Consider the following 14,617-nt stretch of genomic DNA (forward strand, 5'->3'; position numbering starts at 1 on the left):
TAAAATAAGGTAAGATTTTATTGCTTTTTTAGATAGGTTTGATTTATTTTGAAATCACAAATCTTAACCTGCCAAAAATGAAAAAACTAGTACTTCTATTTACTGTATTATCACTAATTGTACTTTCTTGCTCCAGTGACGACAGTAATTCTTCAGAAGATAAATCAGTATTGCCTAAAACCATTTCTTATATATATCCCAGTATTTATTTAGGAACAAATACAAAAAGTACACTCACCTATAACGGAAATAAAATTGTCAGCAGTACTGACGAAGATTCAAAAACTATATTTACTTACACAGGAGATTTAATCACTAAGCAAGAAGTCTTTGATATAGATGATCAGGGTAAAGAAACTAAAACAGATGAGGCGGTTTATACTTACGAAAATGGTAAACTAAAAACCAGAATTTTTAAAGAAAACATTACTGCACAATATCCTGATGGAGAATATATTGTAAAAGTAGTTTATACTCATGCTTCTAATGAATCAATTTCGTATGTAAACTATTCAGTTGATAAAAATTCTAAAGTAGAACTAAAAACCAGCGAAGGTGTTTTGACATATAAAGATGGAAATCTTATAAAAGAGCAAAACACGAACAGCTCTGGAACATCAAGCAGAGATTATGAATACGATGGGAAAAATAATCCTTTAAAAAATATTCAGGGTTTCAATCAGCTGTTAAATGAAATCAGTGATATTGGAAGGGGAAATGTTGTAAAAACAACCTTCAAGCCTTCTGGAAGCTCTACCGCTACTTATTTGACAACTTATATTTATAACGATAAAAATTTTCCAACCAAACATACTTCGTATGCTGGTAACGGATCAATTGAGTATGAAATAGAGTATACGTATTGATTTAATTTTCTGTATTTGGTTTTTTTATTGCTGATAATTGGCGAAATTCGTGTTCAAATAAAATCTCATGCAATTCAGAACCCAAATCCCAATTCAGAAAAGTAATGTTCCAATCGATTATCATTCGAAAGTGCTTTCTGTTGGTTCCTGTTTTGCAGAAAATATGGCGGAGAAATTCGATTATTTCAAATTTCAGAACGAAACCAATCCGTTTGGAATTATCTTTAATCCGGTTTCGATAGAGAAATTATTTAGGAGAGTTTGTCATCAGGATTTATTTGGAGAAAAAGATGTTTTCTTTCATAATGAACGCTGGCATTCTTTTGAAGTTCATTCTGATTTGAGTAATTCAGACAGACAGGAATTGCTCGAAACATTGAATAAAGCAGTTACAGAAACGCATAAACAATTAAAAGAAGCAACACATCTTATTATCACTTTAGGGACTTCATGGATTTACAGAAGTACAGAAAGCAATGAAGTTGTCGCAAATTGCCATAAAGTTCCTCAAAAACAATTTTCAAAAGAATTATTATCGGTTGAAGTCATCCGCGAAAGCGTGCAAAATACAATAAGTTTAATTCAGACTTCAAATCCGAATATTAATTTCATTTTTACCATTTCTCCCGTTCGTCATATTAAAGATGGATTTGTAGAAAATCAGTTAAGTAAATCGCATTTGTTTAGCGCTTTACATAACATTCTAAAATCTGAAATCTACAATCTAAAATCAGAGTACTTTCCCTCATACGAAATCATGATGGACGAACTTCGCGATTATCGTTTTTACGGAGAAGACATGCTTCATCCCAATCAAATTGCGATCGATTATATTTGGAAGCTTTTCAGCGAAAATTATATTGCAGAAACTGAATTTTCAATAATGAAAGAAGTAGACGAAATTCAGAAAAGCCTTCGTCATAGAAGTTTCAATCCCGAATCAGAACAGCATCAAAAATTCTTAGCAAATCTTCAAAAGAAAATTAATCTTCTAGGAGAAAAACAACCGCAAATAAAATTCTAAAAAAAACTTTTTAGCAGTAAAATTTTAGAATAATTCCTCATAATTGTGTAAATTGTTAAGGTTTAAATTTTACATTTTTGTAAAATGTCTAATCCTGCTTTTTCCAGAAGCAATTTAATCTAAACGATTTTATTGAGGTATGAATAAGAAATCCATTCATTATGTAAAAAAAACACTTCGTATACTACTTTGGTGTGTGGGTTCTGTGATTACGCTTTTATTACTTTTAATTATTTTGATTCAGGTTCCATCGGTTCAGAATTTCGTTAAAAATAAAGCGATTACGTATCTTGAAGGTAAAATAAAAACCAAAGTTGCTCTCGATAAAATCTTAATCAAATTCCCAAAAGATGTAGTTCTGGAAGGTTTCTATTTTGAAGATCAAAAAAAAGATACTTTACTGGCAGGTAAACGATTAGAAGTTGATGTCGATCTTTTTAAACTCGTAAGCAGTGAACTCGAAATCAACTCTGTTTCTCTTGAAAATGTAAAAGCCAACATTTCCAGAAACAAAGACGGTGTTTTCAACTTTGATTACATCATAAAAGCATTCGAATCTAAAGAACCAAAAGTAGAAGATCCTAATGCTAAACCATTCAAAATTTCAGTTGTAAAAGTCAATTTAGATAATATCAAATTTAATTTTAAAGATGATTTTTCTAAAAATGATATTCGAGTAAATCTGACGCATTTTGATACGAAATTCAAAAACTTCGATTTAGATCAAATGGATTTTAATATTCCGACTATCAACTTAAATGGTCTTAAAGTAGTTTTAGATCAGGATGTTGTGGAGAAAATTGCTGAAGTTTCGGTTAAAACTGTTGATACGGTTTCAAAACGACCAGATTTCAAATTGAAATTGGATAAAATTGCTTTATCCAAAATCGATGTTTTATATGATAATAAAGACTCGAAATTAAATTCGGGTATAAGTTTAGGAAATTTAAATTTGTTAGTAAATGAGATTGATCTTAATAAACAGCTTTTGGATTTTGATACTTTTGAAGTTAAAAATCTTAAAGGAAATTTACGTTTGGGTGCAAAAGATAAGCAGATTCAGGCACCAAACCTCGACACTACAGCCATAAAACAAGCGGGTTGGAAAGTAAAATTAAACGAAACCAATTTAGAAAATATCGCTTTCAAGTTTGATGATATGCAATCGAAACCCAAAACAAAAGGTTTAGATTATGCGCATTTAGATTTGAATAAATTCAACTTTAAAGCAGAGAAATTATATTACGGAAATGATACGATTTCAGGTAATATAAAAACACTTACAGTAAACGAGAAAAGTGGTTTGCAAATTCAAGCTTTAAAAACCGATTTCTTTTACGGACCTAAAAATGCATCTTTAGATAATTTGTATTTAAAAACACCGCAAACGCTCGTTCAGGATAAAATAAAAGCGGAATACAAATCGTTAGAATCGCTTCAAAAAGATTTGGGGAATTTGGCTCTTGATGCTAATTTAAAACAATCAAAAATTGGTTTCAAAGACATTTTACTATTTGTTCCAGATTTACAAAAAACGAATCCGTTTAAGAGCAATCCAAATGCGATTTTGTATGTGGACAGCCGTGTAAGCGGAAAAGTAAAAGATTTGAATATTTCTAAATTTGAAATGAGCGGAATTGGCGCTACAAAAGTTTCCCTTTCGGGGAAAATCGCCGGTTTGCCAGATGCGCAAAAAGCCTATTACGATTTGAATATTAAAAGGATTTCCAGCACTTCAAAAGACATTAATATGTTTGTGCCGGCTGGAACAATTCCGAAAAATATTCAATTGCCTTCTCAATTAAATCTTCAAGGAAAATTTAAAGGTTCTGTTCAGAATTTCAAAACCAATTTAGCTTTAAATAGCAGTTTCGGAAATGCAAAAGTGGATGCATTATTTGATCAACGAATCAAGAAAAAAGAGAAATACGATGCAGAAGTTTCTTTGCAAGAATTTGATCTTGGAAGGTTGATAAAAAACGATTCTATCGGAAAAATTACGCTTAAAGCGAAAGTCAAAGGAACTGGTTTAGACCCAAAAACGGCAAATGCTGTAATTGATGGTTTAGTTCAAAAAGCTGTTTTTAACCGATATACGTATAAAGATTTAGCTTTAAAAGGAAATATAGAAAACGGTTCTTTTGCCGTAAAATCGGGAATGAAAGACCCGAATCTGAATTTTGATTTAACAGCTTCTGGCGATACAAAAGATAAATATCCAACAGTAAAATTAAAACTGAATTTGGATATTGCCGATTTAGAAAAACTCAATCTACACGCGGGTCCGATGAAATTGCGTGGAAATGTCGATGCTGATATTACCAACAGTAATCCGGATTATTTGAACGGAAAAGTATTTCTATCAAACGTTCAGATTTTGCAAGACAAAGAACCAATTGTTTTAGATTCGGTTCGTGTCATTGCGTTTTCAGATAATACACGAAATAATATCAAAGTTTCTTCTCAGTTTTTAAAAGCTGAAGTTGACGGAAAATATAAGTTAACGACACTTGTTTCGGCAATGAAAAAATCATTGTCAAAATATATCGATTTGAAGAATCCGAAAGTAAATGGAGAATCAGATGAGCAAAGATTGGCTTTTACACTTTCTGTAGACAACGACCCGATTTTATTCAAATTGATTCCGAAACTAACAGGTTTAGAGCCCATTAAAATTACAGGAAAATATAATAATGTAACCGATTCTTTAGAAGTTCGCGGAACAATTCCGAGAATTGCTTATGCGGACAACACCATTTCTGATGGAAAAATAAATATTGAAGCCAAAGAAAATGCTTTAGAATATTCTATTTCAATCGCAACAATCGAAAGCGGTTCTTTAAAAATTCCGTTTACAAGTTTAAAAGGCGATGTTCAAAACAATATTTTGACTTATGCACTTGAAGTTCAAGATGCCAAACAAAAACAACAATACTACATTGCGGGTGGGTTTAAAGCAGAAGATTCGAAAAACATCTTAAAACTAGATGCCGAGAACTTTATTTTAAATTATGACAAATGGAATATTGATCCAGAAAACGCTATTGAATTTGGAGACAAACGACTTTATGTCAACAAATTCAATTTGAATAATAACGGAAATGAATTAAAAGTTCAGTCGCAAGGAACGCAAGATAATGCGCCGTTGCAAGTCGATTTTGTAAACTTCAAAATCGAGACCATTATGAATATGGTCAAAAAAGACGAACTGTTAATGCAAGGTTTGATCAACGGAAATGCTTTGGTCGAAAACGTGATGACCAATCCAACTTTCACATCCGATTTAAAAATTGATGATTTTACTTTTAAAGGAGATAAAGTCGGTGATTTAGAAATAAAAGTTGACAATAAAACTGCCAATACGCTTGCAGTCAATGTGAGTTTAAGCGATGAAGGAAATGATCTTAAACTAGCGGGAGATTACCAATTAGACGCTGGAAATTTTGATTTTGATGTTGATATCAATAAACTGAATATCGCGAGTATTCAAGGTTTCAGTATGGATAATATTACTGAAGGAAAAGGGTATTTGTCTGGAAATTTTAAGATTACAGGAAATACGACAACTCCAAAAATTAATGGTGAACTGAATTTTAACGATGCCGGTTTTAGAGTTACACAACTCAACTCATATTTTAAAGTTAAAAACGAAAAAATCTCTTTTAACGATGGTACAATTTCATTTGATAAATTCTCTCTTTTAGACGAAAATGATAACGAATTGTATGTAAACGGAAACATCAAATCGCCTGATTTTAGAAAATACAATTTCGATTTATTAGTTGAAGCAAACGATTTTAGAGCCATCAACTCCAAAGCAAAAGACAATGATTTATTCTACGGCGATTTATTTTTAGATACAAAATTAAATATCAAAGGAGATTTAGACAGTCCTTCAATTGATGGAACGCTAAAAATTAATAAGGAAACCAAATTTACAGTGGTTATGCCACAATCAGATCCTTCAATTGCAGATCGTGAAGGAATCGTAGAATTTGTTGATGAAGATAACGCCTATTTGAAACAAACCGTTGATATGCAGAACAAACTGAATCAATCAGAGTTGAAAGGAATGAACGTAAACGTGGCGATTTCAATTGATAAAGAAGCAGAATTAACCTTATTGATTGACAAATCAAACGGCGATTATCTGAATTTGAAAGGAGAAGCAGAATTAGTCGGCGGAATCGATCAGTCTGGAAAAACCACTTTGACTGGAAAATATGAATTCTCAGATGGTTCTTATCAGATGAATTTCAACGGAATAAAACGAAAATTCGACATTCAGAAAGGAAGTTTTATTACCTGGAATGGCGAGCCGACAATGGCAACTTTGAATATTACGGCAATTTATAAAGTAAACACAGCGCCGATTGATTTATTAGGAAATCAGTTGAAAGGCGAATCGCAAACGGTACAAAATACCTATAAACAAAAGCTTCCTTTTCAGACTTTACTGAAAATGAACGGCGAATTATTGAAACCAGAAATCTCTTTCGGAATTGTACTTCCCGAAGGAAATTATAATGTTTCTTCGGATGTTGTAGAATTAACACAGGCAAAATTAAAACAGCTCGAACAAGATCCAGCCGAGTTGAATAAACAGGTTTTTGCTCTTTTAATATTGAACAGATTTGTGGGTGAAAATCCGTTTTCAAGCGAAAGCGGTGGCACAAATGCCGAATCTTTTGCGAGACAAAGTGTGAGTAAAATACTTTCGCAACAATTAAACAATCTTGCGGGCGATTTAATTACAGGTTTTGAAGTCAATTTCGATTTAGAATCGACAGAAGATTACACCACCGGAACCATGCAAAACCGAACCGATTTGAATGTTGAGGTTTCTAAAAAACTACTTGACGACCGATTGAAAGTGACAGTAGGAAGCAGTTTTGGAGTCGAAGGTCAGGAACGCGCCAATGAAGAAAGTACCAATATTGCAGGTGATGTGGCATTAGATTATCAGCTTACAAAAGACGGTCGATATATGGTTCGTGCATATCGTAAAAATCAATATCAGGTTGCAGTTGAAGGTCAGGTAATAGAAACTGGTGTTGCCTTTGTGATTACGATGAGTTACAATAAATTCAGAGAGCTTTTTCATCGTACGGAAGAAGAAAAAGAATTAATTAAAGAAGAAAAAATCCGTAAAGAGAAAGAAAAGAAAAAGAAGCAAGAGGAAAAAGAAAAAGAGAAACTGCAAGACAATGAAGAAAATCAAATTAAAGGAAATGAGCTTAAAACATAATTATATAAACCCATTTTATATAAAGTGTATCGTACTGTTTTCCTTGTTTTTTATTGTAGGATGCAGTAATACGAAATATCTTCCAGAAGGCGATTTGCTGTACACTGGTGGCTCTGTTACGATAAAAGATTCGGTCATGAAAAAGAAAGACCGAAAAGCTTTGGAAACAGAATTGGAAGGTTTATTACGTCCAAAACCGAACAAACAAATCTTTGGGCTTCGACCTAAATTATGGATTTACAATCTTGCCGGGGAACCTAAAAAAGACAAAGGCACGAGATATTGGCTTCGAAACAAAGTGGGCGAGGCGCCGGTTCTTTTTAGTCAGGTAGATTTAGATTATAATGCTTCTGTTTTAAGAAATTTTACAGAGAATCGAGGGTACTTTAAAACACGTGTTAGCGCAGATTCGACTGTTCGAAACAAAAGAGTTACGGCAGAATATACCGTTACACCAAGAAAGCAGTACATTATAAAAAGTGTGACATTTCCAGACGATTCTCTTAAGATGTCAAAAATCATTGCAAAAAGTCACAGAAGAAGTTTGTTGAAAGTCGGAAATCCGTATGATTTGGATGTAATTAAAGCGGAAAGAGAACGAATTGATGCGAGATTAAAAGAAAAAGGTTATTTCTACTTTAATCCCGATTATATTTTAGCGAAAGTGGACAGCAGTAAAGGCGATCATGAAGTAAAAATTCGCTTGGTGATAAAAGACGATACGCCCGTTAAAGCATTGACAGCTTATAAAATTGATAAAATCTTCGTATATCCAAATTATTCGCTAACAAATGACAGCGTAGTTTATAGAAAAAGAAACATCACGCAGTACAAAGATTTTACGATAATTGATACCGCAGATACTTTTAAACCCAGAATTTACGATCGTACAATTTATTTCAAAAAAGGTGATGTCTACAATAGAAAAGATCACAATTTAACCTTGAACCGATTTGTAAATTTGGGAACTTTTAGTTTTGTGAAAAACGAATTTAAGCCGTCAGATTCGATTCCGAATGCGTTAGATTCGTATTACTATTTAACGCTTTTACCAAAAAAGTTCATTCGCGTTGAGGTGATTGGAAAAACCAATTCGGCAAGTTATACAGGAACCGAATTAAATGTAAACTGGAACAATCGAAATTTTTTAAAAGGAGCAGAATTATTTACGGCTTCTGTTTTTGGTGGAGCTGATTTTCAGTTGGGTGGAGCCAATAAAGGAAAAAATATTTATAAACTCGGAGGCGAAGTTAGTTTGACTTGGCCACGATTTATAACACCTTTCAATATTGAAGGAAATAGCGAATTTGTACCAAGAACTAAAGCGACGATTCGTTACGAATATCAAAAAAGAACACAATTGTATGCTTTGAATTCTTTTAATACTTCCTTTGGTTATTTGTGGAAGGAAAACATTCGTAAAGAACATCAGCTGAATGTAATTGATGTGACTTATGTAAGTCCAAATCATGTTACGCCAGAATATTTAGAAGACATACAAGAAGATCCTGCATTAGAAAGAGTAATTGAAAAACAGTTGATTTTTGGCCCAACATACAATTACACCTATACTAATACGATGCAGAAACGTCGAAAAAATACCATTTATTTTAATGGTGAATTGGATTTGGCTGGAAATATTACGGGATTGGTCACTGGAGCAGATTATCCAGATAAGGTAAAAACGATATTTGATGTTCCGTTTAGCCAATACGTAAAAATTAAAACCGATTTCAGGCATTATTTAAAATTGGGTAAAGAAAGCGAATTGGCGAGTCGATTAATTCTGGGAGCTGGATTTGCTTATGGAAATTCGAATATGCTTCCAACATCAAAACAATTTGTAGTGGGAGGAACAAATAGTATTCGTGCCTTTAGAGCAAGAACTCTTGGACCGGGAAGTTATGTTATTCCGCCAACGACAACAAATATTAATTATACTCCCGATCAATCAGCAGATTTAAAATTAGAGTTCAATACCGAATATCGTGCTAAATTATTCAGTATTGTGAGAGGTGCTGTCTTTTTAGACGCAGGTAATATTTGGCTCTTACATGCCGATCCGAATAAACCAGGAGCCGAAATTTCAAAAGATTTTATGAAAGAACTTGCAGTTGGAGCAGGAGCAGGTTTACGTTTCGATTTGTCATTTTTAGTTTTAAGAACAGATTTAGCAATTCCGCTTAGAAATCCGGCATTACCAGACGGACAAAGATGGGTAATCGATGATATTAATTTTGGAAGCAGTTCCTGGCGAAAAGACAATCTTATTTTGAATATTGCAATCGGATATCCGTTTTAGCTTTTTGTGCTACGATTTTTTTAATTTGTGAAATTAGGCATATATTTAAACTCAAAGGGATTAGCGAAAATTCGTGAATTAGTGGCGAAAAAAGAAATAAAAAGAAGTAAATTGGTCTAAAATATTTTATTCGAATGCAAAACTTGATCAAAAGAATTATAGGTGTCGGTGTCATCGTTTTATTAATTGTTCTCGCTTTTAAATATTGTGATTTCAAAAAAGACGACGATTCTTCAATGGATTATAATACCAATTTAATTCAGCAACAGATTCTTAACGTCGGAAAATTGGTTGTAACCGAAGGACATTTTTCAGAAGTCGTTACCTATAAAAATCAGCAGAAATATTTTATGGACATGGTTTCTTTTGAAAAGAAAGCTTTAGTGGTTGTAAATGCAAATGTTACAGTTGCTTACGATTTACATCAAATGAAATATGATATCGACGAAAAAAACAAAACGATTACGATTTTAAATATTCCAAAAGAAGAAATCACTATAAATCCAGATATTAAGTTTTACGATGTTGAACAAAGTAAATTGAATCCGTTTACGGGAGATGATTACAATAAAATCAATAAATCGGTAAAAGCGAATCTGGCTAAGAAAATTGAAAAATCAACTCTTAAAACCAACGCCCAAAACAGATTAATTAGTGAATTGTCTAAGATTTTAATTCTAACCAATTCAATGGGCTGGAAATTGCAATACAACGGAAAAACTATCGAATCTGAAACGGAGTTGACTCAGGATTTGAAGCTTTAGTTTTTGAGGTTCAAAGGCACAAAGGCACAAAGGGACAAAGTTTCAAAGTTTCAAAGTTTTTTCACAATCTTGTCATTTCGACGAAGGAGAAATCTCCGCAAGAAGCTCTACAAAGATTTGATTTTTGTTGCGGAGTTACTCGCGGAGATTTCTCCTTCGTCGAAATGACAAACAGTACGTAATAGTTACTATAAAAAAAACTTAGCGTCTTAGTGCCTTTGTGGCAAATTAGACGAACTATCAAAAATCAAATCCAATCCGCCAGAAATTAAATGCGCGATTTCAGAACGTTTTTCTTTCAATTGATCCAAATAAACTAAAACTTCCTGTAAAAGCTGTTTTTCATCTGAATCTTTCAGAAGTTCAGCGATTTCAACTGATAATAACCAGTCGTTTACATGATTGTTTTTTAGTTTTTCAAAAACAGATTGTAGTTCAGTTTTGGAATTTTTATTATTTCGAATATCACGAACAGTTGCATACAAATGCTCCAATTCGTCACGTTCTTCTGTATGTTTTGCTTTAATAGTTTTAGTTGAAGGAACAATATTAATTAAATCGAAACTATTGACATCGGCTGGACCAGAAAAAGCAGAAATCACTTTTTTACCAATTGCCATATCGTAATTACCCCAATCTGGCTGAAACAAAATAGTCTCGCCGTGAGTAACTGTGCAGTTTTTAAAACTAATTAAAATGATTTCTCCATGAAGATTTCTCGAACCTGTGATAATTTCACCTTCCACAATAATATTGCCTTCAAACTCCAGTTTTATCTTTTCTCCTTCAACAATACTGTAAGCCTGTAAATCTTTCGGACTCATATCTTCAATCGCTAGATTAAAGCCTTTCAATTTCCCAATCGGACTTCCAAATCCATGTGGATGAGTTAAAGTTCCGTGGCCTACTAATTCTTTTTCGCGGTAAGCCAAAGCCGTTTTCCCAGTAGTTTGAATGTAAACTGGTTTTCCTTCTTCCTCAATAACATTAGTGAAAATTCCCGAAATTTGTAAACCAGTACTCAATTCAATTGTTCCTAAAGCGTTAGATTGAATTAGTTTTTTAATTCCAGATAAACCGCCAGTTCGAAGTGCCATTTTATTAGCAAACTCTTCTAAAATCAAACTCAAATGAGAAAATGTCGGCGTTACATAAAGTTGAGGTTGTAACTGCGTAATATCAAAATTCTGATTCGCCGCCGAAATATCGTAAGGGATTTTCTTCACATTATCGGTCATACAGTGAGCACTTTCGCCAATCGAAGAAAGCAATCCTGCACCATAAATTTTCGGATTTTCAACAGTTCCAATCAAACCATATTCAACTGTCCACCAATGTAAGTTTCTTATTTGAGCCATTTCAGACAATTCGCCCATATCATTTTGTAAATCGGCAACGGCTTTTTCCGCTTCATCGATTTTTTCCTGTGGCGTATCTTCGGCTTCTTTTAAAATCGAAAGCAAACGAATCGCTTCATACATTTGATAATCTTTATGAGAAGAAATCGCTTTACAGCCAATTTCACCAAAACGTCTCAAATATTCAGCATATTCTGGATTTGCAATAATAGGAGCGTGGCCAGCACCTTCGTGAATGATATCTGGAGCAGGAGTGTATTCAATATGTTCTAATTGACGAATATCCGAAGCGATAACCAAAACATTATAAGCCTGGAATTCCATAAACGCATTTGGCGGAATAAATCCGTCAACGGCAACCGCAGCCCAGCCAATTTCGCTTAAAATTCGGTTCATTCCATACATAGACGGAATAGAGTCAACTTCGATTCCGGTTTTCTTCAAACCCTCCAAATAAGAATGATGCGCTACTTTAGAAAGATAATTTACATTTTTACGCATCACATATCGCCAAACCGCCTGATTGATAGGAGTATAATCACTATAATCTTGTGGCTTAATAAATTGCTGTAAATGTTTAGGCAATTTTTCTAACAGCGGATTGGTTTCAATATTTGGATTCATTTCGAAAACGTTGTAAGTTAAAATGTAAAATTACGAATTTAACCTGCTTTTTCAGTGATATTAATCACAAATATTTTATAAGATGCAGTTTATTTTGCGTTATTGTTGGTTTTTTGATTTTGTTTTTATGCATGAATCTTAACAGTCATTATTTTCATAATTGACTTTTTCCATGGTGTCTTCATAGCTTTCGATTTCTTTTTTTGTCATCGGAGCTTCTTTTAATTCCACTTTCAATTGTTTAGTAGTATCGGGACTAATCCATAATCCAGTAAAAGTATTTCCAGTTTTCTTTAAAATCATAACACCGCTAAAACCGTGTTCAACCAAAACAAATTCGTTTTCTTTTTTAGCATTCTGAGTTACGTCAAGCTGAATCCATTTTTTTGATTTGTTGTAACGATACATAGAAGTATACATTAAATCTGCAGTACAAGGATGATCTTCTGTTTTGATATAAATGGTTATAGGAAATTTTCCATCCATTGTTCCTTTATAAAGATTTGAAGCTGATTTTTGAGCATTGGCATTAAAAGAAAAGCAAATAATAAGAAGCAAGATTATTTTTTTCATAAAGTAAGAATCAATATTTGGGTTATTAAGCAGCCAAATATATAAAAATTAAGAAGATTATTCTTTGATTTTGCATTAGGCGTCTTTTTTTATGTTTCTCAATTCGTTTTCGGCATTTCTAAAATATTCAATTTTATGGCTGAACATATACGCCATATTGGTAGCGCGCATTTTAGCTTCCTCAGTAATGGGGCCAGCAAATTGTGCATCTATTGTTGAATTAAAAAGGGCAATCCAGCGGTCAAAATGAGTTTGATCAACAGGAAGTTGTTTGTGCGGTGGAAATGGCGTTCCAGAATAGGCACGAACATCAAACAAAATAGTCTGCCAGAAATTGTACATTTTCTGTAAATGAGGTTCCCAGCGATCTTGCAATTTGTCATTGAAAATTGGACCAATCAAATCATCTTTTCTAACGTTGCCGTAAAAGCTGTCAACCATTTGTTTAATGTCTTCTATAGTGGAAATATCTTTAAGAGTTGCCATTTTTTTAGTATTTAAAGTGGAATGCAAAAATACGATAACTTCTTTTTTGTTTAATGATATTTATCAGCCTTCACAATCACTATCCAATTAATTGCGTAAACAAATCCTGATTATCATTTAGATATTGAAATTCAAATCCGTTTTCAGTCATTTTCATTTTGATTGGCATAATGTCATTTTTGTTTTTTAACTCTAAACCCACTACTACAGAACCTTTTTCACGACTGTTTTTCTTAGCAAATTGAAAATAAGTGATGTCGTCATCCGGTCCTAAAATATTATTTACAAATTCTTTTAAAGCTCCAGGACGTTGTGGAAACTGAATCATAAAATAATGCATTAAACCTTCATACAATAAAGAACGTTCTTTTATTTCGGCAGTTCTTTCAATATCATTATTGCTTCCGCTAACAATGCAAACAACATTTTTTCCTTTTATTTTATCTTTATAAAAATCCAAAGCAGCAATGGTTAAAGCACCGGCTGGTTCAACAACCATAGCTTCTTCATTGTATAATCTTAAAATTGTGGTACAAACTTTTCCTTCGGGAACCAGAATAATATCTTCCAGATTGTATCGGCAGATTTCGAAGGTTTTATCTCCAACCTGCTTAACTGCAGCACCATCTACAAATTTGTCAATTGTTTTTAAAGCCGTATTTTGATTTTCTTCAATCGAAGTTTTCATGGATGGCGCTCCTTTTGGTTCAACGCCAATGATTTTAGTATGCGGACTCAAATGTCTGAAAACCTCAGACAATCCAGAAGCCAGTCCGCCACCGCCAATTGGAACAAAAACATAATCGATAGGTTCTTTAAAGTTTTCTAGAATTTCTAAACCTACAGTTCCTTGTCCTGCAATTACTTTTTCATCATCAAAAGGATGAATAAAAGTTTTATGATTTTTAAGAGCATCAGCGGTTGCCGAAGCGTAGGCATCATCAAAAGTGTCTCCTGTTAAAACAATTTCCACAAACGATTTCCCGAATAGTTGTACCTGTTTTACTTTTTGTTTTGGAGTTGTTTTTGGCATGTAAATTTTGCCATGAATTTTCAGAAGATTACATGAATAAGCAACTCCCTGAGCATGATTACCTGCACTAGCGCATACAGTTCCGTTTGCTTTTTCTCTTTCATTTAACGAAGACATTTTATTGTACGCACCCCGAATTTTATAAGAACGAACAATTTGTAAATCTTCTCTTTTTAATAAAATAGTCGATTCAAATTCGTCTGAAAGATTAAGGTTTTGTGTTAGTGGAGTAGCGGCAACTACATTCTCTAATTGCTTTTTTGCGTTAAGTACTTCGTTAAATAAACTCATAATGTTTTGTTTTTGTTTTTTGCAAAGATTAAAATGATTAAAGAGGAT

At 33.1% G+C, this 14,617-nt stretch carries 9 protein-coding genes; 5 read left to right on the top strand and 4 right to left on the bottom strand.

Annotated features, from left to right (window positions below; translation table 11 throughout):
- Positions 1-77 precede the first annotated feature (77 nt).
- From VGE71_RS15705 to VGE71_RS15725, 5 genes are all read left to right on the top strand, one after another.
- A complete protein-coding gene (locus VGE71_RS15705; RefSeq protein ID WP_331139194.1) occupies positions 78-866 on the top strand; it encodes a hypothetical protein in 789 nt (262 codons plus the stop codon).
- A gap of 67 nt (positions 867-933) precedes the next feature.
- Complete coding sequence (locus VGE71_RS15710) at positions 934-1,890, top strand: GSCFA domain-containing protein (RefSeq protein ID WP_331139195.1); 957 nt, start codon at positions 934-936, stop codon at positions 1,888-1,890.
- Between the two features lie 139 nt (positions 1,891-2,029).
- Positions 2,030-7,138 carry a translocation/assembly module TamB domain-containing protein gene (locus VGE71_RS15715; protein ID WP_331139196.1) on the top strand — a complete coding sequence of 1,703 codons (5,109 nt, stop codon included), beginning with the start codon at positions 2,030-2,032 and terminating at the stop codon, positions 7,136-7,138.
- Entirely contained in the window at positions 7,122-9,440 is a 2,319-nt protein-coding gene (locus VGE71_RS15720; RefSeq protein ID WP_331139232.1) for a BamA/TamA family outer membrane protein, read from the top strand. The genes VGE71_RS15715 and VGE71_RS15720 overlap by 17 nt, the downstream gene beginning before the upstream one ends.
- Before the next feature lie 134 nt (positions 9,441-9,574).
- Positions 9,575-10,204, top strand: a complete 630-nt coding sequence (locus tag VGE71_RS15725; RefSeq protein WP_331139197.1) for a DUF4230 domain-containing protein — start codon at positions 9,575-9,577, stop codon at positions 10,202-10,204.
- Positions 10,205-10,413: 209 nt separating this feature from the next.
- Here the strand turns inward: VGE71_RS15725 and VGE71_RS15730 are convergent, their stop codons facing one another.
- The 4 genes from VGE71_RS15730 to ilvA all read right to left on the bottom strand — a co-directional run bounded on the left by VGE71_RS15730 (position 10,414) and on the right by ilvA (position 14,569).
- Entirely contained in the window at positions 10,414-12,186 is a 1,773-nt protein-coding gene (locus VGE71_RS15730; protein WP_331139198.1) for an aromatic amino acid hydroxylase, read from the bottom strand.
- 138 nt (positions 12,187-12,324) lie between these two features.
- A complete protein-coding gene (locus VGE71_RS15735; protein ID WP_331139199.1) occupies positions 12,325-12,759 on the bottom strand; it encodes a hypothetical protein in 435 nt (144 codons plus the stop codon).
- A 75-nt stretch (positions 12,760-12,834) separates the two neighbouring features.
- Complete coding sequence (locus VGE71_RS15740; protein WP_331139200.1) at positions 12,835-13,245, bottom strand: group III truncated hemoglobin; 411 nt, start codon at positions 13,243-13,245, stop codon at positions 12,835-12,837.
- Positions 13,246-13,324: 79 nt separating this feature from the next.
- On the bottom strand, positions 13,325-14,569 hold the full coding sequence (gene ilvA, locus VGE71_RS15745) for a threonine ammonia-lyase IlvA (protein ID WP_331139201.1): 1,245 nt from the start codon (positions 14,567-14,569) through the stop codon (positions 13,325-13,327).
- Positions 14,570-14,617: the final 48 nt, after the last annotated feature.

The sequence above is a fragment of the Flavobacterium sp. genome, from assembly GCF_036405015.1.
Taxonomy (GTDB): Bacteria; Bacteroidota; Bacteroidia; order Flavobacteriales; family Flavobacteriaceae; genus Flavobacterium.